Origin of the sequence: Streptomyces sp. NPDC048504 (genome assembly GCF_043200035.1) — a bacterium.
In the GTDB taxonomy this organism is placed as follows: domain Bacteria; phylum Actinomycetota; class Actinomycetes; order Streptomycetales; family Streptomycetaceae; genus Streptomyces.
In genome coordinates this window covers 518,235-543,402 of the sequence record NZ_JBICXA010000005.1, presented here as the reverse complement: position 1 = coordinate 543,402, position 25,168 = coordinate 518,235, and the positions used below count along the sequence as shown (strand labels likewise).

General features: G+C 70.9%; 22 protein-coding genes. 13 read left to right on the top strand and 9 right to left on the bottom strand.

All coding sequences use genetic code 11. From position 1 onward, the window contains the following. Positions 1-147 precede the first annotated feature (147 nt). Positions 148-1,548: a carotenoid oxygenase family protein gene (locus ACGFY9_RS15910; RefSeq protein WP_393754484.1), complete on the top strand. Its 1,401-nt coding sequence runs from the start codon at positions 148-150 to the stop codon at positions 1,546-1,548. Positions 1,549-1,750: 202 nt separating this feature from the next. Then, entirely contained in the window at positions 1,751-2,701 is a 951-nt protein-coding gene (locus ACGFY9_RS15905) for an RNA polymerase sigma factor (protein WP_393754483.1), read from the top strand. An 8-nt stretch (positions 2,702-2,709) separates the two neighbouring features. On the opposite strand, the gene ACGFY9_RS15900 is transcribed toward ACGFY9_RS15905, so the two are convergent. The 4 genes from ACGFY9_RS15900 to ACGFY9_RS15885 all read right to left on the bottom strand — a co-directional run bounded on the left by ACGFY9_RS15900 (position 2,710) and on the right by ACGFY9_RS15885 (position 6,287). Beyond that, complete coding sequence (locus tag ACGFY9_RS15900; protein WP_393754481.1) at positions 2,710-3,306, bottom strand: cysteine hydrolase family protein; 597 nt, start codon at positions 3,304-3,306, stop codon at positions 2,710-2,712. Positions 3,307-3,346: 40 nt separating this feature from the next. Continuing rightward, complete coding sequence (locus tag ACGFY9_RS15895; RefSeq protein ID WP_393754480.1) at positions 3,347-4,762, bottom strand: MFS transporter; 1,416 nt, start codon at positions 4,760-4,762, stop codon at positions 3,347-3,349. 31 nt (positions 4,763-4,793) lie between these two features. Next, positions 4,794-5,264 (bottom strand): MarR family winged helix-turn-helix transcriptional regulator, encoded by a 471-nt coding sequence (locus ACGFY9_RS15890; protein WP_393754478.1) that lies wholly within the window; start codon positions 5,262-5,264, stop codon positions 4,794-4,796. 105 nt (positions 5,265-5,369) lie between these two features. Next, complete coding sequence (locus tag ACGFY9_RS15885) at positions 5,370-6,287, bottom strand: alpha/beta hydrolase (protein WP_393754477.1); 918 nt, start codon at positions 6,285-6,287, stop codon at positions 5,370-5,372. 155 nt (positions 6,288-6,442) lie between these two features. Here ACGFY9_RS15885 and ACGFY9_RS15880 point away from each other — a divergent pair, with 155 nt between their 5' ends. After that, complete coding sequence (locus tag ACGFY9_RS15880) at positions 6,443-7,330, top strand: helix-turn-helix transcriptional regulator (protein ID WP_393754475.1); 888 nt, start codon at positions 6,443-6,445, stop codon at positions 7,328-7,330. 10 nt (positions 7,331-7,340) lie between these two features. Here ACGFY9_RS15880 and ACGFY9_RS15875 read toward each other — a convergent pair whose 3' ends face one another. Beyond that, positions 7,341-8,333: a 2-hydroxyacid dehydrogenase gene (locus ACGFY9_RS15875; protein ID WP_393754473.1), complete on the bottom strand. Its 993-nt coding sequence runs from the start codon at positions 8,331-8,333 to the stop codon at positions 7,341-7,343. A gap of 121 nt (positions 8,334-8,454) precedes the next feature. Beyond that, complete coding sequence (gene nac / locus ACGFY9_RS15870) at positions 8,455-9,369, bottom strand: nitrogen assimilation transcriptional regulator NAC (protein ID WP_393754471.1); 915 nt, start codon at positions 9,367-9,369, stop codon at positions 8,455-8,457. 286 nt (positions 9,370-9,655) lie between these two features. Between nac and ACGFY9_RS15865 the strand changes: the two genes are divergently transcribed. The 9 genes from ACGFY9_RS15865 to ACGFY9_RS15825 all read left to right on the top strand — a co-directional run bounded on the left by ACGFY9_RS15865 (position 9,656) and on the right by ACGFY9_RS15825 (position 17,955). Next, positions 9,656-10,435, top strand: coding sequence for a LamB/YcsF family protein (locus tag ACGFY9_RS15865; RefSeq protein WP_393754469.1), 780 nt, complete (start codon positions 9,656-9,658; stop codon positions 10,433-10,435). Positions 10,436-10,440: 5 nt separating this feature from the next. Next, positions 10,441-11,238: an allophanate hydrolase subunit 1 gene (locus tag ACGFY9_RS15860; protein ID WP_393754467.1), complete on the top strand. Its 798-nt coding sequence runs from the start codon at positions 10,441-10,443 to the stop codon at positions 11,236-11,238. Further along, entirely contained in the window at positions 11,231-12,217 is a 987-nt protein-coding gene (locus ACGFY9_RS15855; RefSeq protein ID WP_393754465.1) for a biotin-dependent carboxyltransferase family protein, read from the top strand. The genes ACGFY9_RS15860 and ACGFY9_RS15855 overlap by 8 nt, the downstream gene beginning before the upstream one ends. 230 nt (positions 12,218-12,447) lie before the next feature. Then, positions 12,448-13,758 carry an MFS transporter gene (locus ACGFY9_RS15850; RefSeq protein ID WP_393754463.1) on the top strand — a complete coding sequence of 437 codons (1,311 nt, stop codon included), beginning with the start codon at positions 12,448-12,450 and terminating at the stop codon, positions 13,756-13,758. Between the two features lie 85 nt (positions 13,759-13,843). Beyond that, positions 13,844-14,587 (top strand): SDR family oxidoreductase, encoded by a 744-nt coding sequence (locus tag ACGFY9_RS15845; RefSeq protein ID WP_393754461.1) that lies wholly within the window; start codon positions 13,844-13,846, stop codon positions 14,585-14,587. 5 nt (positions 14,588-14,592) lie between these two features. Continuing rightward, a complete protein-coding gene (locus tag ACGFY9_RS15840; RefSeq protein WP_393754459.1) occupies positions 14,593-15,807 on the top strand; it encodes an aspartate transaminase in 1,215 nt (404 codons plus the stop codon). Between the two features lie 18 nt (positions 15,808-15,825). Next, on the top strand, positions 15,826-16,500 hold the full coding sequence (locus tag ACGFY9_RS15835; RefSeq protein WP_393754457.1) for a 4-carboxy-4-hydroxy-2-oxoadipate aldolase/oxaloacetate decarboxylase: 675 nt from the start codon (positions 15,826-15,828) through the stop codon (positions 16,498-16,500). A 94-nt stretch (positions 16,501-16,594) separates the two neighbouring features. Next, the gene (locus ACGFY9_RS15830) at positions 16,595-17,230 is read left to right on the top strand and encodes a hypothetical protein (RefSeq protein WP_393754455.1); all 636 of its coding nucleotides are present in this window, start codon (positions 16,595-16,597) and stop codon (positions 17,228-17,230) included. Positions 17,231-17,355: 125 nt separating this feature from the next. Beyond that, a complete protein-coding gene (locus ACGFY9_RS15825; protein ID WP_393754453.1) occupies positions 17,356-17,955 on the top strand; it encodes a sigma-70 family RNA polymerase sigma factor in 600 nt (199 codons plus the stop codon). Between the two features lie 7 nt (positions 17,956-17,962). On the opposite strand, the gene ACGFY9_RS15820 is transcribed toward ACGFY9_RS15825, so the two are convergent. Further along, positions 17,963-18,454, bottom strand: coding sequence for a MarR family winged helix-turn-helix transcriptional regulator (locus tag ACGFY9_RS15820; RefSeq protein ID WP_393754451.1), 492 nt, complete (start codon positions 18,452-18,454; stop codon positions 17,963-17,965). Between the two features lie 121 nt (positions 18,455-18,575). Between ACGFY9_RS15820 and ACGFY9_RS15815 the strand changes: the two genes are divergently transcribed. After that, positions 18,576-19,091 carry a YceI family protein gene (locus ACGFY9_RS15815; protein ID WP_393754449.1) on the top strand — a complete coding sequence of 172 codons (516 nt, stop codon included), beginning with the start codon at positions 18,576-18,578 and terminating at the stop codon, positions 19,089-19,091. A gap of 18 nt (positions 19,092-19,109) precedes the next feature. Here ACGFY9_RS15815 and ACGFY9_RS15810 read toward each other — a convergent pair whose 3' ends face one another. After that, entirely contained in the window at positions 19,110-20,786 is a 1,677-nt protein-coding gene (locus ACGFY9_RS15810; RefSeq protein ID WP_393754447.1) for a hypothetical protein, read from the bottom strand. A 198-nt stretch (positions 20,787-20,984) separates the two neighbouring features. Then, entirely contained in the window at positions 20,985-25,043 is a 4,059-nt protein-coding gene (locus ACGFY9_RS15805) for a molybdopterin-dependent oxidoreductase (protein WP_393754445.1), read from the bottom strand. Positions 25,044-25,168 lie beyond the last annotated feature (125 nt).

The following is a 25,168-nucleotide window of genomic DNA, read 5'->3' as shown; positions in this document are numbered from 1 at the left end:
GGGGGGGGGGGGGGCGGGCCCCCCCCCCCCCCCCCCCCCCCGGGGGGGGGGGCCCGCCCCCCCCCCCCCCCCCCCCCCGCGGCCAACTCCGGCCCGGGCCAAGCGTGTTCGGGTGCACGGAGCCACAGAACCTCTAAGGAAAGCAGCATGACGACCGAGCACGAGACACCCGTCCCCCTCTACCTCCAGGGCCGCTTCGCGCCGGTCCCCGAGGAGTACACCGCGGCCGAACTCACCGTGCGGGGCACCCTCCCGCCCGACCTGGACGGCCGCTATCTGCGCAACGGCCCCAACCCGCTGCCCGGCGAGGACCGGGGCCACTGGTTCACCGGCCCCGGCATGCTGCACGGCATCCGGCTGCGCGGCGGCCGTGCCGAGTGGTACCGCAACAGGTGGGTCAGGACGAGGGAGTTGGAGGGTCACCCCTTCGTCCGCGAGGACTTCAGCGTCGACCTGGCCGCCGTGCCCGCCAACACGCACGTGATCCGGCACGCCGACACCGTCCTCGCCCTGTGCGAGGTGGGTCTGCCCTACTGGGTCACCCCGGAGCTGGAGACCGTCGGGCCGTACGACTTCGGCGGGAAGCTGACCACCGCGATGACCGCGCATCCCAAGCAGGACCCGGTCACCGGCGAACTGCACCTGTTCGGGACCGGGTTCGCGCCGCCCTACCTCACCTACCACCGGGTCACCGCGGACGGCGAGCTGCTCGACAGCCGGCCGATCGACGTTCCCGGGCCGACGATGATGCACGACTTCGCCATCACCGAGCACCACATCGTGTGGATGGACCTGCCCGTCGTCTTCGACCACACCCTGGCCGGACGCGGCGGCATGCCCTACCGGTGGGCCGAGGCGTACGGCGCGCGGATCGGGATCATGTCCCGCGAGCACGGTTCCACCGACGTGCGGTGGTTCGACGTCGACCCCTGCTACGTCTTCCATGTGGGCAACGCCTATGAGGACGCGCAGGGGCGTGTGGTGCTGGACGCGGTGCGCTACGACGACGCCGGGTTCCGGAAGGTGTGGGGCGACATCGGCGGACCCACCGGCGCGAGCGTCCCCAGCGTGGCGAACGGTCAGGTCGGGGTGCGGGAACCGGGGCACACCCAGGCCCCCTCCGTCCTGTACCGGTGGATCCTGGACCCGGTGGCCGGCCGGGTCTTCGAGTCCCAACTGGACGACCGGGAGGCCGAGTTCCCCACCCACAACGAGACCCTCACCGGGCGCCGGAACCGCTACCTCTACACGGTCAACGGCGACGGCATCGCCAAGCACGACCTGGAGCGCCAGACCGGGGACGTCCACAAGACGCCCGGCAGCCGCTACTCCGGCGAGGCCGTCTTCGTGCCCGCGTCGGACGGCACCGACGAGGACGCCGGCTGGCTCATGTCGCTCGTCTCGGACGGCGACGGGGCGGCCGGTGAACTCCTCGTCCTCGACGCCACCGACCTCTCCGTGCAGGCGGTCGTGGAACTGCCGTACCCCGTCCCGTCCGGCTTCCACGGCAGCTGGCTGCCCGAGCCCGAGGCCGCCGAACAGGCCTGACACGAGGGCGGGTCGACCAACCCGGTCGAGGGGGCCCGGCGAGGAGCCGTGGCGGCGTATCTTCCTCGACAAGGGTCCCCTCGGTCCGCCACGCGGGGGCCATCCCCTGTTCATCGGGGGGTGGGAGAAGTGGGGTCCCCAGAGCATGAGCCCAACTCCCCGCAGTGGCCCAGGGCTTGTGATGTGTGCGCATGGAGGCTTCATGGTGCCCCTAGACCATCCCACGGATGAGGAACTCACCCGCAGGGCCCAGGCCGGCGAGTCCGATGCCCTGGGCCTGTTGCTGACGCGCCATCAGGCGCCCATGCGTGCCGTCGCGTTGAGTCTTCTCGGCTACGGCCCCGACGCCGAGGACGCCGTACAGGATGCCGCGTTGACCGCGCTGCGGCGCATCGGTGACGTGCGGGAACCCGCCGCCGTAGGGGCGTGGTTGCGGGCGATCGTGCGGAACGCGGCGCGGATGAAGTTGCGGGCCGTGCGGGAGCTGCCCGGGGTCGACGCGCTGGAGCAGTTGCGGGTGCGGGACGACGAGCCCTCGCACCCGGAGCGGGTCGTCGAGCAGCACGCGATGCGGGACTGGATCTGGGACGCGGTGGAGGAACTGCCGCAGCAGCAGCGGCTGGTGCTGATGCTGCGGCACTTCAGCGGGATCACCTCGTACCAGGAGATCGCGGAGGTCTGCGAGGTGCCGGTGGGCACCGTGCGCAGCCGGCTCAACCAGGCCCGGGCGAAGATGGCCAAGGTCCTGCTGTCGACCGCGGCCGGGGGCCACGACGACGCCTCCGCGCTCACCGAGGACAGTCGGCAGGAGGCCGAGGTCACGCTGGACGGCGCCATGCGCGGCCAACTGCCCCCGGAGATCCTGGAGTTGTGGCCAGCGGAGACCGAACTGGTCGGCGTCCTCAACAAGGAGGGCGGACACCTCCATCCCTTCCCGGCGATGCGGAGCACCCGGGACAAGGGCGTGACCCAGCATCTGCGCCATGTCGTGGCCAGCCGGGACATCGCCATCTGGGAGATGGAGGCCGTCAACCCCGCCGGTATCGCCAACCCCTGCCCGCCCACCCTGGCCTGGCTGATGTTCCGCCGGGGCGGGCGGGTGCGGAAACTCCGTGTGGTCTTCCCCGGGACGCCGCCCGGGGCACCGGCGTGAGCGCTGTGTCAGACGGCGCGCAGCAGCTGTCGTAGAACCGTGGTGTCGATGACGTGGGCCCGGGACGGGAACACCTTCTCGACCAGCACCTGGTGGGTCTCGGCGTCGGGGTCGGCGACGCCGTCGGACAGGACGAGGACGCGGTAGTCGCGGTCGGCCGCGTCGATGACGGTGGACAGGACCACGCCGCTGGTGCTGATGCCGGCGAGGACCAGGGTGTCGATGCCGCGGTCGCTCAACTGCTCGTGGAGATCGGTGGTCGAGCCCGAGCCGTAGCGGATCTTGCGGACGACGATGTCGCCGTCCTCGGGCGTGATCCGCGCGTCGATCTGCGTGGCGTCGTCCTCGTGGTGCAGCATCTTCGCCGCGGCGACCGCGCTGAAGGACTTGTTGGTGTCGGGGACCGCCGACCAGTCGTCCTCGGTGAAGGCGACGCGGACGTAGCCGATGGCGCCGCCGGCGGCACGGACGTCGGCGATGGTGTCCTTGACCCGCTCGACGAGGGCGTCGGAGTCGGGGGCCATGGGGACGATCCCGTTCTGGAAGTCCATGACCAGCAGGGCGGTGCGCTCGGGGGCGATCGTGGGGAGGGAGGGGGTGCTCACGCGAGGTTCTCCTTGAGGGGGGGGTTCTTACCGGGGGCGGTCAGGTGGTCTTGGTGCGGCCCATCAGGCGGCGGTCCAGGACGGTCAGCAGGAGGACCGCTAGGCCCGCGCCGACCAGGACGAGGCCGAGGACGTGCAGGCCGTGGTCGGTCACGCCGGTGCGGAAGACGATGCCGCCGATCACGGCCGAGGTGATCGTCCCGAGGTAGCCGAAGGTCCTGAACAGGCCGGAGGCGGTGCCGATCTGGTCCGGCGGCGCCTCCAGGTAGAGGGCGGTCTGGTTGCCGACGGTGGTGGTCGCCGAGGCGACGCCGAAGATCAGGGACACCAGCACGATCAGGATCGCCGGGCTGTGCGAGGTGAGAAGCATGATCCCGGCCGATCCGATCAGCATGGTCACCGCCGAGACGACCAGCGGGCCGCGGATCAGGTTGCGGCGGGCGAGCGGGCGCGAGAGGAGCGCGGACACGGCGCCCATCGGCAGCAGCAGGAGTCCCGCCGTCACGGTGGACAGCCCGTGCGCGGCCTCCATCCACTGCGTCACGCCGTACATCACGGTGTACGTGCCGAGCAGGGAGAGCGCCTGGCGCAGATAGGTCCGGGTCAGGGCGCTGTTGGCGGCCAGGCCGCGGAAGTCGAAGAACGGGCCCGGCTTGCGCAGCTCCCACCAGACCGTGGGCCCCGCGGCCAGGACGAAGACGGCGAGCGCGGTCCACCCGAGGCGGGGGAGACCCATCAGGAAGACGACCAGCGCGGTCATCGTCACGGCGAAACCGAGGATGCCGGGCAGGTCGATCCGGTCGGCGACCCGGCGGAAACCGTTGTCCGCGCGGTCCAGCGCCGGGTCCTGGGGCAGCCAGCGCACGGCCATCACCATCGCGGCCAGGGTCACCGGGATGTTGATCAGGAAGGCCCAGCGCCAGCCCGCGGCGCCGACCAGCAGTCCGCCGATCGGCGGGCCGATGGCCGCGGTGGCCATGCCCGCGATCGCGATGCCGCCGAGGACTCCGCCCGGCGGGGCGTCGAGACCGGCGTCCTGCGCGCGGCGCCGGATCAGCACCATCGCGCAGGGGAACGCGGCCGAGGTACCGATGCCGACCAGGACCCGGGCCACCGTCAGCATCGCCAGGTTCTGGCCGAGGCCGCCGACGACCCCGCCGAGCAGCACCAGGACGATCCCGAAGAGGAAGATCCGGCGCGCGCCGAGCACCTCCGCCAGCTTGCCGGCGGTGGGCTGCGCCACGGCGCTGGCCAGGTAGAGCGAAGAGACGAGTACGGCGGTGCTGCCGACCGCGACATGCAGTTCGGTGGCGATCGGCACCAGCGCGGTCGCGATGATGGAGCTGTTGACCGGGTTGAGGCCGGCGCCCACATAGAGCGGGGTCGTGAAGGTCCACGCGAAGGGCTTGCGCGCGACGCGCGCCGGTCCGGCGGCCTTGCCGGTGTCGGTCCTCATATGCCGGTCCTCACGGGGACGGTCCCGGTCCTCATATGCCGCCGTCGTTCAGCTCGGTCGTGGCGAGGCGCTCCAGCAGCTCGATGGCCTTCTCCACGTCCTCGCGCTCGTCCGGGGCGACCAACTGGTCGATGGCCCGCGCCAGGAAGGAGGCGCGCCCCGCCAGCAGCTTCTCGACCAGCTCGGTCGCGGACGGGTCGGCGCTCATCAGCTTCTTGCGGCCGTCCTGTGCGTCGGGCTCGCTGCGGACCAGCCCGGCGGCCTTGAGCACGGCCAGGCTCTGCGCGATGGACTGCGCGCTGACGCGCTCCAGCGCGGCCAGCCGCGCCGCGGTGACAGGGCCCTCCCGTACGACACTCGCCAGCACGCCGAGCTGCGTGAGGGTCAGACCGGTCGCATGCTGCCCCGATTCCGCGCGCAGCCGTGCGCGCAGCCGGGTCATCGCGTCGTTGAGCCGCTGCGCGGTCGCGACGGACTGCTGCGGCGGGGGATTCGTGGTCATGGATCCAACGTAAAACTACACAAGTAACTTTGCCAAGTTACTTGTGTAGTTTTCGCTGTCTGCTGGATCACACGCCCGGGTCACACGGCCGGCCAGGCGGCTGGATCACGCCGTCAGGTGGGCGGCGAAGAAGCCGTCCAGCTTCTCCACGGCGGGCGTCACGTACTCGTCCTTGTCGTAGAGGTCGTTGTGCGAAGCGCCCTCGATCCACGTCAACTCCTTTGGCCCGTAAGCCTTTTGGAACGCCTCCACGCTCATCCAGGACGTCACCGCCGCCCGCCCGACGATCAGCAGTACCGGGCGCGGGGCGATCAGGGCGACGGACGCGAAGGTGTCGAAGGCGGCGATGCGGTCGACGCTCGTCCAGGTCAGGGACTTGGCCGAGCGGGGGTGCCCGGCGCGCGGAGTGCAGTAGTACTCCCAGCCTTCGTAGACGTACGGGCCGCCCGCGCGCGCCTCCTCCTCGGTGGCGGGGAACAGCGGGAAGCGCTGGACGTCCGCACCCCGCGCCTCGGCGGTGCGGGCGGCGGAGGCGGCGGCCAGCATGCCTTCCACGACGGCCGGGTCCTGGGCGCCGTCCGCGCCGAGCCGGAACTGCCGCGAGATGTCGACGGCGCTGACCGTGCCCACGGCCCGGATGCGCGGGTCGGTCGCGGTCGCCGCGAGGGCGTAACCGCCGGACGCGCAGACGCCCAGCGCCCCGATGCGGCCGGGGTCGACCTCGTCGAGAGTGCTGAGGAAGGAGACGGCGGCCTTCAGGTCCTCGACCCGCTGCCCCGGATCCTCCAGACCGCGCGGCTCGCCCTCGCTCTCGCCCTGGTAGGCGGCGTCGAAGGCGAGCGTGACGAACCCGCGCTCGGCCAGCCGGCGCGCGTACAGGCCGGCGGCCTGCTCCTTCACGCCGCTGCCGGGATGCCCGACCACGATCGCGGGACGCGGCACCCCCGGCGTCTCACCGTCCGGGGTGTAGAGGTGACCGGCGAGCTTCAGGCCCGCGCTGAGGAAGGTGACATCGGTACGCATGGGATGCACTCCAGTGAGAGCTGAGGAGGAGAGGGAGGCCGGTTCTACGGCCATGCCCCCACCGTCACGCCACCCCGCCCCGCGCCACCAGGGACGGCTCTGCCTATGCGGTTCTGTACCAGGCACGCGTCCGCCGACCCGAGGACACTGGAGCCATGGCAGATCGCGACGTGTTGTCGTCCCCCGCCGGCCCCGCCGGCAACGAACTGGGTGACTTCCTGCGCGCCCGCCGAGCGGACCGCGACCCGCAGCAGGCGGGTTTCCCCGACGACGGCCGCTTGCGGCGCGTACCCGGGCTGCGCAGGGAGGAGCTGGCCTACCTCGCGCACGTGAGCGTCGACTACATCGTCCGCCTGGAACAGGGCCGCACCCGCCGGGGCTCCCGCGCCGTCCTGGACGCACTGGCCGACGCGCTCCACCTCGCCCCCGACGAGCGCGCCTACCTCTTCACGCTGGCCGAGGTCGCGCCGGGAGCGTCCACCCGTCCGCCCGGACGTTCCGAAGTCGCCCCGCGGCTACGGCAGTTGCTGGACACCATGCACGACGTCCCGGCGATGGTGCTGCACCGCGGCATGGACGTCCTCGCCTGGAACCGCGCGGCCACGGCCCTGCTGACCGACTTCGGCGCCGTGCCCCCGGCCGAGCGCAACCTGATCCGGCTCACCTTCCTGGACACCGACTTCCGGGCCCTGTACGCCGATTGGCCCCGGGCCGCCCGCGAGTGCGTCGCCGTACTGCGCATGGAGGCGGGCCGCACCCCGCACGACCCGGCGCTGGACACCTTGATCGCCGAACTCGCCGCCCGGGACCCGGACTTCCGCACCTGGTGGGCCGAACATCAGGTACGGGGACCGCGGCAGCTCACCAAGACGTACGTTCATCCGGTCGCGGGTGAACTCACCCTGGATGTCCAGCAGTTCACGGTGGACACGCACCCGGATCAGTTCCTCGTCGCATACACGGCCCCACCCGACTCGCCCTCGCAGGACGCGCTGCGGTTCCTGCTGCAGTGGGCCGGCCTCAGCAGCACCCAGGCGGGGTGAACCGGCGCGTTCAGGTGCCGACCGGCGCGCCCGCCACCGCCGAACTGCCGGGAAGGGGCGTACGAGCGGGCCGTTCGGCCAGTACGTCCAGGATGTTGTCCACCGCCAGGTCGACCATCGCGGCCCGGGTCGCCTCGGTCGCCGATCCGATGTGCGGCAGCGTGATCACGTTCGGCTCGGCCACCAGCGGGGACAACTCCGTTCCCATCGGCTCCCGTTCGAAGACATCGAGCCCGGCGGAGTGCAGCCGCCCCTCGCGGACGGCGTCCAACAAGGCCTCTTCATCCACGACTCCGCCGCGCGAGGTGCTGACCAGCGTGGCCGTGGGCTTCATCGCGGACAGTTCGCGGGCCGAGATCAGATGGCGGGTCTCGTCGGTGAGCGGCACGTGCAGCGACACGACGTCGGAGTCGGCCAGCAGCGCGGCCAGGCCCACCGAGGTCGACAGGTCGTCGTCGGGCGCGTACGGGTCGTGGTGGATCACACGCATCCCGAAACCGTGGGCGCGGCGGGCGACCGCGCGGCCGATCTGGCCGTAGCCGACCAGGCCGAGGGTGGCTCCGTGGACGTCCAGGCCGAGATAGTCGTGCATCCGGAACAGTTCCCAGGAGCCGTCCGCGAGGCTCGCGGACGCCGCGCCGAGCCGGCGGCGGGCGGCGAGGATCAGCGCGAAGGTGAGGTCGGCGGTGGTCTCCGCGAGCACGCGGGGCGTGTGCGTGACGACGATGCCGCGCTCGGCGGCCGCGACACGGTCGACGTTGTCGAAGCCCATGCTGGCCAGTGCGATGACGCGCAGGGAGGGGCCCGCCGCGTCCATGAGGGCGGCGTCCACGGGGTCGTTGCCGAGGGCCAGTACACCGCTCACGCCGGGGGCGATCGCGGCGAGGTCGGCGGGTCCGGGCTTGGCGGCACCGGGCCAGGCCACCAACTCCGCGCTCTCGGACAGGCGTCGCAGGCCTTCGCCGGGCAGGTTTTCACGGGTGGCGAGGACACGATTCTTCATGTTCTTCTCCAGTGACGAGCCATGTACAGCCACGTACAGCCGTGCATTACCGGCCGGGCGGATTATTCGGAAGACGCTAGCCGCGGCGGTCACCGGAAACAAATAGCGGATTCGTGTGACGCTATTGGTCGTCCTTATTCCTGTCGGTGTCGATCAGCTCCAGGAACAGATCGTGCACGGCCAGCGCGGGCTCCGAGAGCGGCTGATTGTCCGAGGTCACCACGGACAGTTTCACCGTGATCCCGGGCTCCACGATCCGCCGCACGGACAGCTCGCGGACGTCGAGGATGGCCCGTGCCGCCGACCACGGCAGGACCGTCGCGCCGATGCCCGCGTCCACGGCGTTGACGAGCGTCAGCGCGGACTCGACCTCGCCCACCACGTTCAGCCGGAGCGAGGCCTGCTGGAAGGCGGCGTCCACGACCTGCCGGATCGTGTGGATCCGGCTGGGCAGCAGCAGGGGCAGGTCCGCGAGCTCCGCCAGCCGCACCTCGCCCTTCCCCGACGGCGCCGTGTCGCCGGGCGCGCCGATCAGGTAGAGGTCCTCGGTGCGGACGGGCTCGAACTGGACACCCCGGAGCGGCCCGGCGCCGTAGATGAAGGCCATGTCCATGCGGCCCGTCATGATCGCCTCGCTGATCACACCGCCGAAGTTCTCGTTGATGTGCAGCAGGATGTCCGGGTAGCGCTCGCGGACGCTCTTCAGGAGGGGCAGCGCGAGGGCCGCGCCCAGGCTGTACGGGGCGAGGCCCACCGAGACGCTGCCGGCGGGGGCCCGGCCGGAGACGTCGACGGCGGCCTGGGCGAGGTCCACCTGGCGGAGGATGAGCTGGGCGTGCAGGTACAGGGCGCGGCCCGCCTCGGTCGGGGCGACCCCGCGTTTGCTGCGGATCAGCAGCTGCTGCCCGAACTGTGCCTCCAGGGCGGACAGTTGCTGGCTCAGCGCCGGCTGGGCGATGTGCAGGATGTCGGCCGCGCGCGTGATGCTCCCCGCGTCGATGATCTTGATGAACGAGTAGAGACGCCTGGTGTCCATTGCGCGGGGCCTTCCAGATGGAGCGAAGCCTCATCGTAGGGAGCGTTCACCCCGAAGCACAGCCCCGGCGGGTGGAGGCTGTGAGGGGAGTCATAACCGTTCGCGATAACGCCAGACCGAACGCATATTGGCGATCACGCGACCGGCGGAATAAGTTGAGCGGAACATCCACGCCGGGCCATTCCCTCGCTCCCGGTTTCACGAAGACGTGATGGCATCTCCTTCCCCCCATCGGAATTTCCCTTCCCGGAATTCCTTCCTTCCGCATTCCCTCCCGGAGGACGTCATGACTCCCATGGTTGATCTCGTCGCCGATCTCGGCGAGGGATTCGGCGCCTACACAATGGGCGACGACGCCGCCCTCCTGGAGTTGCTGACGTCCGCCAATGTGGCCTGCGGATTCCACGCCGGTGATCCCCGCATCATGGACGCCACCGTGCGGACGTGCGTGGAGAAGCAGGTCGCCGTGGGTGCCCACCCGAGCTTTCCCGACCTGGTCGGCTTCGGCCGGCGCGCGATGGACCTCACGCCGGAGGAGGTCCGCACGGACGTGCTCTACCAGATCGGCGCCCTCCAGGCCTTCGCCGTCGCCCACGGCACCCGGGTGCACCACGTCGCCCCGCACGGCCGCCTCGGCAACCTGGTCGCCGTCCGCGCCGACTACGCCCGCGCCGTGGTGGACGCCGTAGCGGCGTTCGACGAGTCGCTGATCGTCCTCGCGCAGGACGGCGAGCTGGCCGACGCGGCCCGCGCCCGTGGCCTGCGCGTGGGGATCGTGGGCATCGCCGACCGCGCCTACCGCGCCGACGGAACGCTCGTGCCCCGCTCCGAGCCCGGCGCCGTGATCCACGACCCGGACGAGGTCGCCCGGCGCACCCTGCGCATGGTCACCGAGGGCGTCATCCGCAGCGTCGACGGCACGGACGTCCAAGTCGCCTGCGACACCGTCCTGTTGCACGGCGACAGCCCCGGCGCGATCGCCCTGGCCGGCCGCATCCGCGAGCAACTCCTCGCCGCCGGTGTCGAGATCACCTCCCTCGACAAAGTCCTGAGCGGCAGGGGGTGACGGACATGAACAGCGTTCTCGCGGACGTCCCTGTCGTGAACGGGCCCATTACGAACGGCAGTTGCCTCGGAGCGAACGCCAACGTGACCATCGCCGACTGCGGCGACTCCGCCCTGGTAGCCAAGGCCGTAGGACTGGAAGCCGAAGACGCCTGGCAGCTCGTCCACGCTCTCGCCGATGCCCTGAACGCCGTCCAACCGACCGGCGTCCACGACGTGGTGCCCACCTACGACGCCCTGCTCGTCGAGTTCGACTGCGCCGTCACCGACCACGACACCGTCCGCCGCGTCCTGGCCCATGAGGCGGCCCGCCTCGGCCCGCACCCCGCACCGACCAAGCCTCCGCGCCGCTTCGTCGTCCCCGTGGTCTACGGCGGCGAGTACGGCCCCGACCTTCCCGAGGTCGCCGCCCAACTCGGCCTGACCGAGGGCGAGATCATCGTCCTGCACTCCGGCTCCGACCTCACCGTGCGCTGCCTCGGCGCCCCCGCCGGAGCACCGATGACGGACGGCCCGCCCTTCCCGAAGCCGGTACCGCGCCTCGCCTCGCCCCGCACCCGGGTCGACCCCGGCTCGGTCGCCGTCGCCGGACGCCAGGCCGTCATCTGCCCGATGCCCTCACCCGGCGGCTGGCCGCTCCTGGGCCGCACCCCGGTACGCGTCCTCGACCTGCACAGCGACCCGATCACCGCGTACCGCCCCGGCGACACCTTCCGCTTCCGTCCCATCGAGCCCCAACAGTGGGACGACTACGCCGACTTGAGCCTCGCGGACTGTACGGACCCGGTGGTGCGCCATGGCTGACACCCTCACCGTCCGCACCGCCGGCATCGTCACCGTCCAGGACCTCGGCCGCGTCGGCCGCTCCCGCTACGGCCTGCCCGCCAACGGAGCCGCCGACCAGCACTCGGCGCGCGTCGCCAACGTCCTGTGCGGCAACGACGACCGCGCCCCGCTCCTGGAGATCACCGCCCTGGACTTCGCGTGCGTCCCCTCGGGCGACATCCTCATCGCGGTGACCGGCGCCCCCGCCGAGGTCACCGTCGAAGGAGTCGTACGCCCGCAGTGGGAACCCGTCCCGGTCCGAGTCGGCGAAACCATCAGGATCACCGGCATCCACCGAGGCCTCCGCGTCTACCTGGCCGTACTCGGCTCGTTCGAGGCCGACTACCTCCAGGGCAGCTGCGCCCCCGACACGATCCTGGGCTTCGGCCCCACGCTGAGCAGCGGCGACGAACTCACCCTGCGCACCGCCTGCCCGCCCATCGACCACCCCTTCTCCCGCATCCCCCTGTTCCGCCTGAAGGCGCCGGTCCCCCCGTTCCCCACCAGCTGGACCATCGACGTCACCGACGGCCCCGACCGCGCCGAGTTCGGCGACACGGGCCGGCGCCTGTTCGACGCCCCCTTCACGGTCACCCCGCGAAGCAACCACATAGGCCTGCGCCTCCAGGGCGCGGTACCCCGCCGCGTCACCCAGGGCGAGGTCCTCTCCCGCGGCGTCCCCGTCGGCGCCGTCGAAGTACCCGCGGGCGACGAACTCCTCGTCCTGCACCGCGGCCGCGGAGTCACGGCCGGCTACCCCGTCCTGGCCGTGGTCACCGCCACCGGCCTCTCCGCCCTGGGCCAGGTCCGCCCCGGCCAAACCCTCCACTTCCGCCACCGCACCCTCGACCAGGCAATCACGGCCCACCGAGCCCAACGCCAAGCGATAGACGCCCTGAGAACGAGGGTGCGCACGGCCTTCGAGGCCCTGCGCATCCGGGCACCTGCGGGGGCTTGACCGCCGGTACTTCTTCGACACAGCCCCGCTCCAAAGGGGCGCGGGGAACTGCGCGCCCAGCCCCCACCGACCCGCACGAAGTTCACAACCGCTCCCCACCCGCACATAGCCCACCCGCACACAAAACCCACCCGCACCCACTCACCCCACTCCCCGCCACCCCGCTGGAAGCACCCCGCACGGAGCCGCACCGCCCCTCGTCCACGCCCCCTGCCCAGACAGGAGACGCCATGAGTACCGTGGCCGCTCAACCCGTCCCCAACACGGTCGATCCCAGAACCGCCCGCAAGGTCACCCTCGCCGGCTGCGTCGGAATCTTCGCCGAGCTCTACGACAACGGCATCTTCGGCTTCATGGCCGGATCGCTCGCCGCCGTCTTCTTCCCCGGCTCCGACAACGCCGTCCAGCTCGTCTTCCTCGGCTACGCCGTCTCCTTCTTCTTCCGCCCCCTCGGCGCAGTCATCTGCGGCCACCTCGGCGACCGCATCGGCCGCCAGCGGATGCTGGTCTTCGTCATCCTGCTGATCAGCGCCGCCACCGCGGCCATCGGCGTGCTCCCCAGCTACGCCAGCATCGGCGTCGCCGCGCCCGCCCTCCTGATCCTGCTCCGCGTCGCCCAGGGCTTCTCCGTCGGCGGCGAGGCCTCCGGCGCGATGAGCTTCCTCGCCGAGCACGCCCCCGAGGGCAAGCGCGGCCTGTACACGAGCTACGCGCAGATCGCCTCGTTCCTCGCCCTGCTCACCGGCACGCTGGTCGCCGCCGCGATGACCAGCGGACTCGGCTCCGCGCGCATGGAGTCCTGGGGCTGGCGCATCCCGTTCCTGCTCGCTGTGCCGCTCGGCATCGCCGGCATCTACATCCGCAAGCGCATCAGCGACACCCCCAACTTCACGCGCCTGAAAGAAGAGGACGGCCTCTCCAAGAACCCCCTCAAGGAGGCGTTCGCCTCCGCCGAGCACCGGCGCGCCATGCTGCTGGCCCTGTTCATCCCCCTGATGAACGGCTCCGGTTACTACGTCCTGTTCAGCTACATGCCCACCTTCATGAGCACCGAGCTGCACTTCGGCAAGGTCCAGGGCCTCCTCGTCACCGCCTCCAGCCTGGTCGCGATCTGTATCGCCATCCCCTACATGGGCCGCCTCTCCGACCGCGTCGGCCGCAAGAAGGTCCTCGCCGGATCCGCCGTCGCGATGGCGATCGTCGGTATCCCCTGTTACCTGCTGATCGGCACCGGCAACGTGGCCCTCGCGGTCATCGGCGCCTGCGTCATGGCGGTGGTGTTCGCCGGCCACACAGGCGTCATCCACATCCTGCTCGTCGAACTCTTCCCGACCCGTGTGCGCTACTCCGCCTACGGCCTGGGCTACAACGTCTCCTCCGCCCTCTTCGGCGGCACGGCCCCCCTGCTGATGACCTACCTCATCGACCGCACGGGCAACGTCAACATGCCGGCCTTCTACGCCGTCATCACCGCACTCGGCACGCTCATCGCCGTCTCCCGAGTGACGGACCGGGCGCACCTGCCCCTGCGCGACGCCTGACGCCGCCCCGGAAAAGCAGGCACCCGCACGCCCGCACAACCCCCCACCCCCGCACACCCCCCCCGCACAGCAAGGAGCCCTCAGCATGCCCATCTCCGACTACAGGACGGCCCTCGTCACCGGAGCGTCGACCGGCATCGGAGCCGTGGTCGTCGAACGGCTCGCCAAGCGCGGCCTCGAAGTCCACGCCGTGGCCCGCAACGCCGACCGGCTCAACACCCTTGCCGACCAGACCGGTTGCGTCCCACACGCCGTCGACATCACCGACACCGAGGCGCTCACCGCCGTCCTCGACGGCCTGGAGATCGACGTCCTCGTCAACAACGCGGGCGTCTCCCGCACCGGCAACATCCTCACCGCCGACGAGTTCGCGATCGACGAGCAGATCGCCGTCAACATCCAGGCCGTCCTGCACCTGGTCCGGCTGCTGATGCCCGGCATGGTCGAGCGCGACCTCGGCCACATCGTCAACATCAGCTCCATCGCCGGCGTCTACAACTTCGGCGGCAACACGATCTACCACGCCACCAAGGCCGCCGTGCACACCCTCTCCCGCCAGCTCCGCGTCGACGGCTACGGCCGCCGCGTCCGCGTCAGCGAGATCTGCCCCGGCCGCGTGGAGACGGAGATCTTCGGCCGCCTGCTGGGCGACATGGAGGCCGCCCAGCGCGAGTTCTACGACGGCTACGAGTCCCTGAAGCCCGAGGACATCGCCGACGCCATCGAGTTCGCCGTCGACTCGCCCCGGCACGTCAACATCGGCCACATCGAGATCCTGCCCACCTTTCAGGTGCCCGGCGGCCTCAACTTCGAGCGCAGGGAGGGCTGATCACCGTGAAGACGGCAGAGCGGCTCGGCCGTATCAAGCCCTCGCCGAGCACGGCGGCGGCGCAGCGCGTACGCGAGTTGAAGAGCCAGGGGCTCACCATCCTCGACCTGACCGTGGGCGAGCCCGACTTCGACACCCCGGACCACGTCAAGGCCGCCGCGATCAAGGCGATCGAGACGGGCGAGACCAAGTACACCCCGGTGAACGGCACTTCGGCCCTGCGCGCCGCGATCACCGGGAAACTCCGCGAGCGTCACGGCCTGGAGTTCACCGACGCGCACATCACCGTCGGCGGCGGCGCGAAACAGGTCATCTTCCTTGCCCTGATGGCGACTCTGGACGAGGGCGACGAGGTCGTCGTCCCCGCCCCGTACTGGGTGTCGTACCCGGACATGGTCCGCGCCAACGACGGCACCCCGGTCATCGTCGACTGCCCCGAGGCGGACGGCTTCAAGCTGACCCCGGAGCGCCTGAGTTCGGCTCTCACCGAGCACACCCGCTGGGTCGTCCTCAACACCCCGGGAAACCCCACCGGATCGGCCTACACCACAGCCGAACTCCGTGCCCTGGCCGAGGTGTTGCTCGCCCACCCGCACGTCGGCGTCCTCACCGACGAGATCTACGACGAGATCTGGTACGGCGACGAGAGCGCCGCGTCCCTCGCGGCCGTCGAACCCCGCCTGGCCGACCGGGTGTTCCTCACCAACGGTGTCTCCAAGACGTACGCGATGACGGGTTGGCGTATCGGCTACGGGGTCGGTCCCGCGGACCTGGTCACCGCGATCAACACCCTCCAGTCCCAGACCTCTTCGTGCCCCTCCTCCGTGAGCCAGACCGCCGCTGCCGCCGCGCTCACCGGACCGCAGGACTTCGTCCAGGACACCGTGCGCGTCTACCGCGCCCGCCGCGACGAGACCGTGAAGCTCGTCAACGACGTCCCGCAGCTGAGCTGCACGGTCCCGGACGGCGGCTTCTACCTCCTCGTCAACTGCCGGGCGGCCATGGGGCAGTTCACCCCCGCCGGCACCCGGATCGACAACGACGAGGCCTTCGCCCGTCACCTCCTGGACAGCCAACAGGTGGCGGTGATCCACGGAGCCGCGTACGGCGCCCCCGGCTACTTCCGTATCTCGTTCGCCACGTCGACGGACGTCCTCACCGAGGCCTGCGAGCGCATCGCGGCGGCGTGCGCCGAACTGACCTCCGCACCCGCCGTCTGATCCCTCCGAAAGGTCATCATGATCCGCGTCAGCACCAAGTTCGACCGGCCGGAGCCCTCCGTCGTCAAGCAGTTGAGTGCCTTCTCCTCGGCCACGATCCACGAGGCGCAGGGACGTCTCGGGGCGCTGGACTCGGCCATCAAGCCGGTCGACCACACGATGTCCCTGTGCGGCCCCGCCTTCACCGTCCAGTGCGCCCCGCGCGACAACCTCATGCTCCAGACCGCCATCGCCTACGCCCAGCCCGGCGACGTCGTGGTCGTCTCCGCCGGCAACTACGAGGAGGCGGGCTCCTTCGGCGACGTCCTCGCCAACGCCTGCCAGTCCAAGGGCCTCGCCGGTCTGATCACCGACACGGGCGTCCGCGACACCGAGGACCTGCGCGCCCTGGGCTTCCCGGTCTTCTCCCGCAGCGTCTCCATCAAGGGCACGGTCAAGGAGACCGTCGGTCCGATGTGCGAACCGATCACCGTCGGCGGTGTGCTGGTCCGCCCCGGCGACATCATGCGCGCCGACGCCGACGGCGTGGTCGTCGTCCGCCGCGAGGCCGCGGCCGGGGCCGCCGCCCTCTCGCAGGAACGGGTCGACGCGGAGGCCGGGTTCATCGCCGCGTACCGCGCGGGCAGGACGGTCGTCGAGATGTGCGGCCTCGCGCCGGTGCTCGCGGCGAAGGGCCTCGTGATCGAGGAGTAGGACGGGCCCGCCGCGACCACCACCACTGAGCAACGAGCCGGGAAATACCGTACCCACGGCTGGGACCCAGGTTCGGATGCCAGGATGAGGCGCCATGACGGCAGGGTGGTGTGCGCGCACGGTGAGGGCCGCGATGTTCGCGGCCGTCTGTGTGCTGCTCGCCGCCCTGGCCCACGTCCTGATGTCCGGCCACCACGTGCCGGCCTGGGCACTGGCCGCCGGACTGGCCGCGACCGGTGCGGCCGGCTGGTCCCTGGCGGGCCGTGAACGCGGCCTCCCGCTGATCGTGACCCTCGTGGTCGCCGCCCAGGCCGCCCTCCACTCGGCGTTCTCGTTGGCGCAGCCCGCGACAGGTCAGCCGGTGTCCATGGACATGGGGTTGGCCGACATGGGCTCCATGCACATGAGCGCCGGCGACTCCATGGACATGGGCCATATGTCGGCCACCACCACCGGCACCTCCTCGCCCGGGATGCTCGCGGCCCACCTCCTCGCCGCCCTGCTCTGCGGCCTGTGGCTGGCGCACGGCGAGCGCGCCGCGTTCCGCGTCCTGCGGGCCGTAGCCGGACGGCTGGTGGCTCCGCTACGCCTGCTGCTCGCGCTCCCCGCTCCGCCGCATCGCCCGCGTCTCCGTCCGCGCCGCCTCCGTTCCGAGCGGGCGCCGCGGCTTCTCCTTCTCGTCCACGCGATCACCTCTCGGGGTCCGCCCCTGGGGACCGCTGTCGCCTGACGACAGCCAGCACCCCGGGGCCGCGCCTACGCGCCTCGGGCCTGGGCCGTACCCCCGCGCCGCGCCTCTTCCAGGCGCCGCGGGACGGCCGATCCCCTTTCGCGGATGACCGAGAAGGACCTCAGGTGATCACTCCTACCCTGCCCGCCTCGCCCGACGTGACGGAGTCGAGCGACGAGTCGCTGACCAACTGGGCGCTCGCCGCCCGCCACGGCGACTCCGTCGCCGTCGACCATCTGGTGCGCGCCCTGCACCGTGACGTCCTGCGCTATGTCTCCCACCTCTGCGCCGACCCGCAGGCGGTCGACGACCTCGCGCAGGACACGTTCCTGCGGGCGCTCGGCAGCCTGCACCGCTTCGAGGGCCGGTCCTCGGCCCGCACCTGGCTGCTGTCCATCGCCCGCCGCGCGGTGATCGACAGCTACCGCCGCGCCGCCGTCCGCCCCCGCCTGTCCGACGTCCAGGACTGGCAACTCGCCGTGGAACTGGCCCAGCCCCGGGGCCTGCCGGGCTTCGACGACGGCGTGGCGCTCCTCGACCTCCTCGCCGTCCTGCCGGACGAACGCCGCGAGGCGTTCCTCCTCACCCAACTCCTCGGTCTGCCCTACGAGGAGGCGGCGGAACTCAGCAACTGCCCTGTGGGGACGGTCCGTTCGAGGGTCGCCCGAGCCCGGGCGACCCTCGTGGACCTGCTGGCGGACGGGGGCGCCCCCAACTCCCTTTAGGACGGCGTCAGGTGGCGGCGCGATCCGGGAACAGCGCGTTCAGCGCCTCCCGTTGTTCGCGCCCCACGAACTGGGTGAGCCCGCGCCTGACCGTCTCGGCGAGTGACTCGGAGGCCTCGCGCAGGAGTTGGGTCGCCTTCTCGGTGAGGGCGACCTCGATGCCGCGCTTGTCGCCGCAGACGGACTTGCGGGTGACCAGGCCCGCGTGCTGGAGACACGCGATCTGATACGTCAGCCGGGTCTTGGGCCGGCCCAGCAGCTCAGCGATCCGGGTCATCCGCAGCCCCTCCTTGGGCTGCTCGGCCAGCAGGCACAGCACCAGGAACTCGTCGTGCGAGACGTCGAGGTTCCCCTTCACGACCGAGCGCAGCTCCTGCTCCACCGCACCCGTCGCCGCCAGCAGCAGCATCCAGGCGCGCAGCTCGGGCGGGAGCAGCCCGTCGCCCCGCAGGGACGGGCATTCGGGCTGGTCGGCAGGGCGCTCTACGGGGTCGGCCATGGGTCGAGTCTACCTGTTGTCCAATTTTGGAGGAGGTGGTTGTCCAGATTTGGATAATGGGCTAGCTTGAGGCTCGTAGGGCTCATTCAAATTTGGACTACCGGAACCAGTGGGAGAGATCATGACCGTCGCCGTCGAGACCGGGGTGTGGCAGCTCGACCAGGCCGCCTCCACCGTGGGCATCAGCCACAAGACGATGTGGGGCCTGGTCAATGTGAAGGGCACCTTCGGCACCGTCAACGGTCAGGGCGAGGTCCGGGGCGACGGCTCCGCGATCGGCACGCTGACCCTGGACGCCGCCTCCCTGGACACCAAGAACGCCAAGCGCGACAAGCATCTGCGGTCCGCCGACCTGTTCGACACCGACAAGTTCCCGGAGATCACCTTCGCGGTGCGCAGCGCGGAACTGCGCGACGGCGACACCGTGCACGTCGTCGGTCAGCTGACCGTCCACGGCATCAGCCGCCCGCAGACCTTCACGGCCCGCCTCAAGGACACGACCGGCGAGGCGCTCACGCTGGACGCCGAATTCACCGTGGACCGCGACCAGTTCGGCCTGGGCTGGAACCAGCTGGGCATGCTGCGCGGCCTGACCACCGTCACCACCACGCTCCGCTTCCTGCGGACCGCCGCCTGACAGAACGTCAAGCAGCGGTCAGTCCTTGGGCCGCAGCTGGATGTCCGAGCTGGACAGCGTCTGCGGGGTGGCGGTGAAGGCGCGCACCCGGATGCGGACCTTCTTGTGCGGCAGGGTGAACGTCCCGTCGGGCGGCCGGAGTTCGATGGTCTCTGTGCTGTGCGCGGGCAGCGTCGCCGGGCCGCCCACCTGGGACCAGTACCTGCTCATGCCCTGCCCCGTGGTGAGCGTGTAGTGGGGCGTGAGGGCGTCGCCGGACGAGTTGGTCACCTTGAGGGTCAGCCGGGTCACGACGGTGGGCAACGCCCGCCGCGCACCGGTGAGTCGCATGTCCATCGGCGGCGCCCCCGTCGCCGCCACGGCCGCGCTCGCCAGTGCGGGCGTGACCAGCAGCACGGCCGCCGCGACCCGGGCCCGCCGGCGGTGCGGGCCGGACAGCAGCCGGGGGCGCGGCTGCCACGCGCCACGGAACTCGGCGATCGGCGCCGTCACCGCCGAGGCCAGCCACAGCGGCGTCATCAGCAGGTAGTAGCCGTCCTGCGAACGCGTCGCCAGATAGAAGGCGCACCAGGGCAGGACGGTCGCCGCCGGCCCCAACCGCCGTACGAACAGCACGAATACGGCGAGCAGACCCGCCGCCAGCAGCATGCTCGCGTGGGAGTACCAGTCGAGCCGGTCGCTGCCGTTCGTGAAGTACAGCGAGATGTCCACCAGGCCCTGGCCGTGCACCACCGCGCCCTGCGTCAGGGGCAGCGCGATGCCGCTCAGCCAGGTGCTCGGCTCGTGCACGATGAAGTACGTGTTGATCAGCAGCCATACGGTGACGGCGACCCCGACGACCCGCAGCAGCACCAACGCGGCCTGCCGGGCGCCGAGTTCACCGCGCCGCACCGCGTAGATCCCGGCGAGCAGGAACGGCGTGAGGAACCAGGGGAGTTGCTGCGCCGCGCAGGCCGCACCCAGACACGCGGCCTGGGCGATCCCGGCCGGGCCGAGCCGGCCGCCCCTGCCGATCCGGGGCCAGCGGATCACCACCGGCACCAGCAACGCCAGCGCGAGCACGGCGGGATAGCCCTGACGGCCGTAGGTCGGAAGAAGGCCGAGCCCCAGGCACGCCATGGTGGCCGCCGGCCGCCACTGGGTGGGCAGCAGCCGCCACATGAGGACCGCGGCAGCGATCAGCGCACCGGTCGCGACGGCCGTCGCGGGGGCGCCGCCGTGTCCGATCCACAGCAGGGGTGCCGTGAGCAGCGTCTCCAGCGGGGGATAGCCGTAGGTGTAGTCGTAGCCGCCGGTCACCGTCGGGGTGAGGGCGACGCCCTGGCTGGGGTGGAAGAGCCAGGGCCAGGGCCGGCCGTAGACCGGGTGTCCGGCGACCAGTTCCTTGGCGGCCTGGGTGGTGAGGACCGCCTCGTCGCCGCCGGTGTGGAACACGGACCACGCGGACAGGGCCAGCAGGACCGCGGTCACCAGCACGGCGAGATCGATCCGGGCCAGCGAACGCGCCCGGCGGACCACCAGGGTCAGCACCCCGCACACCAGGATCGAGGCGTAGCAGAGGCAGACGACCGCCGCCACGACGAGCCGGTGGCTGGCGGCCTCCGTCCACACCGGGCGGACGCCGATGAACAGACTGATGTCGGCGAGCAGGGTGAGGATGCGGTGCCACTGCGCGGGAGGTTCCGGGGCGGACACCGCCGACTGTGTCCGCCGACCGGGTGTCACCTGTTGAGTTTCTGCCAAGTGCACGACACAGGACGCTAATCCCGGCTGGTGAGCGAGGTGTCGGCAATCGAGAAGATTCCGGTGTGAGACCGGTAAGAACCCCTCGTCATGGTCTAAATGGGACAAACTCGAACGGCTTTGTTCAACTGGCCATGGCCATCAGTTCATTCAGTAAACATCGCGCACATACCGCTTCGCCGCCGCCAGTTGCTTCACATACGCGGCCGCCTCGGCCTCGTCCATCCCGCCGTGCGCGACCGCGATGTCCCGCAGCGCGCGATCCACGTCCTTCGCCATCCGCGAGGCGTCCCCGCACACATAGAAGTGGGCGCCCTCCCGCAACCAGTGCCACAGTTCGGGCCCGTGTTCCCGTATCCGGTCCTGCACGTACACCTTCGCCCGCTGGTCCCGGGAGAACGCCGTGTCGAGCCGGGCGAGAGTGCCCTCGTCCAGCAACTCCGCCAACTCCTCCTCGTAGTAGAAGTCCGTCGCGCGATGCTGCTCGCCGAAGAACAGCCAGTTCGGCGCGGGATGCCCGAGCGCGCGCCGCTCCTGAAGGAATCCGACGAACGGCGCGACACCGGTGCCGGGTCCGACCATCACCATGGGGGTCGCGGGATCGGCGGGCGGCCGGAAGTGCGGCGAGCGCTGCACGAAGACCGGGACCTCGGTCCCCGCCCCGGCGTCCGCCAGGAACGGCGAACAGACTCCGCCGCGCGGACGGCCCTGGAGATTCTCGTACCGCACCACCGACACCGTCAGTGAGACGCGGTGCGGGTCGACGAGCGGGCTGGAGGAGATCGAATACAGCCGCGGCTGAAGCCTCTTGAGCACTCCGGCCCACTCCTCGGCACCGGCCCTCACCGGATACTCGGCGAGCACGTCCACCGCCTGCCGCCCCCAACTCCACTGCGCCAGCCGGTCCTTGTTGTCGGGCCTGAGCAGCCTGCGCAACTCCCGGTCGTCCCGGGCCCGTTCGGCCACGAACCGGAGCAGGTCCGGCGTGATGCGGGTGATGTCCAACTGCCGGTGGAGCGCCTCGGCGAAGGGGAGCTCTCCAACGCCTTCCAGTTCTACGACCGTTGCGGCATCGGTGCCGGTGGCGGCGAGCCATTCGTCCACCAGGGAGGCGGAGTTGACGGGCCGCACGCCGAGTGCGTCACCGGTCTCGTACGTGAGGTCGGTGCCGCTGGTGTCGAAGGTGAACCGGCGGACCTCCTTGCCCGCGCCGGGGCGGCTGAGCAGCCGGTTGCCGACCAGACGGGCGGCGGTGGGGGTGGGTTTGGGGGACCGGGGCGGCGACTTGGAGGCCGCGGTGTCGGTGGACCTTTCGGTGCCCAGCGCCGTCAGCACCTGCCCCAGCCACGCGTCCGCCGAAGGCTCGAAGTCCGGCTCGCAGTCCGTGCGCGGGGCCAGCCGCACCCCGCCCAACTCGTCGAGCCGGGCGTCCAGTCGGCGTCCGTGCCCGCAGAAGTCGCCGTACGACGAGTCGCCCAGGGCGAGCACCGCGAACCGCACTCCGTCCAGGCGCGGCGCCTGTTCACCGGCGAGCGTGTCCCAGAAGCCGGAGCCGTTGTCGGGGGCGTCGCCGTCGCCGAACGTGCTGGTGATGAAGAGGAGATCGGCGTCGGCCGGGAGCGTGCCGACGTCGGCCTGGTCCATGCCGACCAGGGTCGCCCGGTGCCCGGCCGAGCTCAGCCGTTCAGCGGTGGCCGCCGCCACCTCCTCGGCGTTGCCGGTCTGTGAGGCCCACAGGACGACTATCTGCCGGGCGGGGTGCGGCTGTTGCTGAGGTTGCTGCGGGGGAACGGGTGCCGACCTCGAATACATCCCGGCCAGAACGCCGTTGACCCATACCGCGTGCTCGGTACTGAAGGGCGCGTCCGGTGGAAGCGTGGGCACGCCCGGGGCGCCGGACTCGATGCCCGCGAGGAAGCCGGTCAGGTAGAGGCGTTCCTGCGCGGTCAGGACGGGCGGCGGGGTGGGATCGAGGCCGAAGGGGCTCGTGCCCGGGATGACGGAGGTCGGGACAACCGCCTTCTTCGAGACCTCTGTTGAAGCCGGTGCCGGGACCGGTGTCGGTGCCGCGCTCGCCACCTTCGTCAACGACACCGCGCACACCTTGAACTCCGGCTGGAACGACACCGGATCCACCGCGTCGCTCGTCACCGCGTTGACGCTCAGATACTCGCCGAAGAGATCGTTCCAGTGGAACGGCGCGAAACAGCCCCCCGGCCGCACCCGGTCGGTCACCACCGCGGGGAGCACCGCCCGCCCCCGCCGCGAAGCGACCTCCACCGAGTCGCCCTCCGTGATCCCCAACTCCTGTGCGTCCTGCGGATGGAGCTCGACGAAGGGCCCGGGGTTGAGCTTGTTGAGCTTGGCGACCTTGCCCGTCTTCGTCAGCGTGTGCCACTGGTGCTGCAACCGCCCGGTGTTCAGCACGAACGGGTAGTCGTCGTCGGGCAGTTCGGCGGCCGGCATGTGAGGGCGGGCGTGAAAGACCGCGCGCCCGCCGGCAGTCGGGAAGCGCAGCTTGCCCCCGCCCACGTACCGGATGGGGTTGCGGTCCGGCCCGTCCTCCTCCGCCGCCGGCCACTGCACCGGCGTGGACCGCAGCCGCTCGTACGTCACCCCGCGCAGATCCCAGCCGGTCACCGGGTTCCAGAACTGCCGTATCTCGTCGAAGACCTGCTCCGCGCTGTCGTAGGAGAAGCCCTTCTCGTAGCCCATCGCGCAGGCGACGGACGCGATGATCCGCCAGTCGGCCATCGCCTCGCCGGGCGGGTCGACGACGGGGCGGGCGAGCGTGAGGGTGCGTTCACTGTTGATGAGGACGCCCTCGGACTCGGTCCACATCGCGCCGGGGAGGACGACGTCGGCGTAGGCGTTGGTCTCGGTGTCGGTGAAGACGTCCTGGGTGACGACGAACTCGGCTGCTTCCAGGCCCTCGATGACGGTCCGTCGGTTGGCGACCGAGGCGACCGGGTTGGTGCAGATGATCCAGCAGGCCTTGATGTCGCCGTCGGCCATCTTCTGGAACATCTCGACCGTGCCCCGGCCGACACCGTCCGCGCGGATCGTGTCGGGCGGCAGGCCCCATACTTCCTCGGTGAACTCCCGTTCCGCGTCGACCAGTACGGACCGCTGGCCCGGCAACCCCGGTCCCATGTAGCCCATTTCACGGCCGCCCATCGCGTTCGGCTGGCCGGTGAGGGAGAACGGGCCGCTGCCGGGGCGGCAGATCGCGCCGGTCGCGAGATGCAGGTTGACGAGGGCGTTGGTGTTCCAGGTCCCGTGCGTGGACTGGTTGAGGCCCATCGTCCAGCAGCTCATCCACTCGCCCGCCTCGCCGATCAGCCGGGCCGCCGTACGGATGTCGTCCTCGGCGAGACCGGTGAGGGCCGCGACGGCGTCAGGCGCGTAGTCGGCGAGGAACTCCGGCAGCGCCTCCCAGCCCTCGGTGTGCGAGGCGATGAACTCCGGGTCGGTGTGCCCGTTCTCGTGCAGCAGCCTCAACAAGCCGTTGAGCAGGGCGAGATCGGTGCCCGGCGCGATCTGCAGGAACAGGTCCGCCTTCGCCGCCGTGGCCGTCCGCCGCGGGTCGACGACGATCAACTTGGCGCCCGCCTTGACCCGTTCCATCATCCGCAGGAAGAGAATCGGGTGGCAGTCGGCCATGTTGGAGCCGATGACCAGGAACACGTCCGCCCGCTCGAAGTCCTCGTACGACCCCGGCGGCCCGTCCGCACCCAGCGACGACTTGTAACCGGCACCCGCACTCGCCATGCACAGCCGGGAGTTGGACTCGATCTGGTTCGTCCGGACGAACCCCTTGGCCAGCTTGTTCGCCAAGTACTGCGCCTCCAGGCTCATCTGCCCGGAGACATAGAGGGCGACCGCGTCCGGCCCGTGCTCGTCGACGATCTTCCGCAGTCGCCGCGCGGTCTCGGCGATCGCGTCGGCGACGGGCGTGGGCACCGGCTCCTCGCCCCGCTCGTCGCGCACGAGCGCGCCGGTCAGCCGGCCCGGTGCGGCGAGCATCTCGGCCGTGGTCGCGCCCTTGGTGCAGAGCCGCCCGCCGTTCGCCGGGTGCGCCTTGTCGCCGGAGGCCCTGAGGACCGTAGGCCTGCCGTCGGGACCCGCGCCGACGTCGAGCAGCATGCCGCAGCCCACACCGCAGTACGAGCAGACCGTCCGTACCTGTCGTGTGGAGGGCTTCGTCATGCCGTAGACCGTACGAATTGCCCGTTACGCCGAGGTCACGCGGCCCGATCATGAGGGGTTACGCCCGGTGCACAACCGGCCGGGGGCCACTGTGAGATGCGGCCCGATCTTGTCGCGGAGTGTGT

Bases quoted from the DNA above. Each gene is read 5' to 3' on its own strand.
- ACGFY9_RS15835 (WP_393754457.1), top strand. From the start codon at position 15,826: ATGATCCGCGTCAGCACCAAGTTCGACCGGCCGGAGCCCTCCGTCGTC.
- ACGFY9_RS15860 (WP_393754467.1), top strand. From the start codon at position 10,441: ATGAACAGCGTTCTCGCGGACGTCCCTGTCGTGAACGGGCCCATTACG.
- ACGFY9_RS15875 (WP_393754473.1), bottom strand. From the start codon at position 8,333: ATGAAGAATCGTGTCCTCGCCACCCGTGAAAACCTGCCCGGCGAAGGC.
- ACGFY9_RS15845 (WP_393754461.1), top strand. From the start codon at position 13,844: ATGCCCATCTCCGACTACAGGACGGCCCTCGTCACCGGAGCGTCGACC.
- nac (WP_393754471.1), bottom strand. From the start codon at position 9,369: ATGGACACCAGGCGTCTCTACTCGTTCATCAAGATCATCGACGCGGGG.
- ACGFY9_RS15885 (WP_393754477.1), bottom strand. From the start codon at position 6,287: ATGCGTACCGATGTCACCTTCCTCAGCGCGGGCCTGAAGCTCGCCGGT.
- ACGFY9_RS15815 (WP_393754449.1), top strand. From the start codon at position 18,576: ATGACCGTCGCCGTCGAGACCGGGGTGTGGCAGCTCGACCAGGCCGCC.
- ACGFY9_RS15830 (WP_393754455.1), top strand. From the start codon at position 16,595: ATGACGGCAGGGTGGTGTGCGCGCACGGTGAGGGCCGCGATGTTCGCG.
- ACGFY9_RS15910 (WP_393754484.1), top strand. From the start codon at position 148: ATGACGACCGAGCACGAGACACCCGTCCCCCTCTACCTCCAGGGCCGC.
- ACGFY9_RS15895 (WP_393754480.1), bottom strand. From the start codon at position 4,762: ATGAGGACCGACACCGGCAAGGCCGCCGGACCGGCGCGCGTCGCGCGC.
- ACGFY9_RS15890 (WP_393754478.1), bottom strand. From the start codon at position 5,264: ATGACCACGAATCCCCCGCCGCAGCAGTCCGTCGCGACCGCGCAGCGG.
- ACGFY9_RS15865 (WP_393754469.1), top strand. From the start codon at position 9,656: ATGACTCCCATGGTTGATCTCGTCGCCGATCTCGGCGAGGGATTCGGC.
- ACGFY9_RS15850 (WP_393754463.1), top strand. From the start codon at position 12,448: ATGAGTACCGTGGCCGCTCAACCCGTCCCCAACACGGTCGATCCCAGA.
- ACGFY9_RS15805 (WP_393754445.1), bottom strand. From the start codon at position 25,043: ATGACGAAGCCCTCCACACGACAGGTACGGACGGTCTGCTCGTACTGC.
- ACGFY9_RS15855 (WP_393754465.1), top strand. From the start codon at position 11,231: ATGGCTGACACCCTCACCGTCCGCACCGCCGGCATCGTCACCGTCCAG.
- ACGFY9_RS15820 (WP_393754451.1), bottom strand. From the start codon at position 18,454: ATGGCCGACCCCGTAGAGCGCCCTGCCGACCAGCCCGAATGCCCGTCC.
- ACGFY9_RS15905 (WP_393754483.1), top strand. From the start codon at position 1,751: ATGGTGCCCCTAGACCATCCCACGGATGAGGAACTCACCCGCAGGGCC.
- ACGFY9_RS15880 (WP_393754475.1), top strand. From the start codon at position 6,443: ATGGCAGATCGCGACGTGTTGTCGTCCCCCGCCGGCCCCGCCGGCAAC.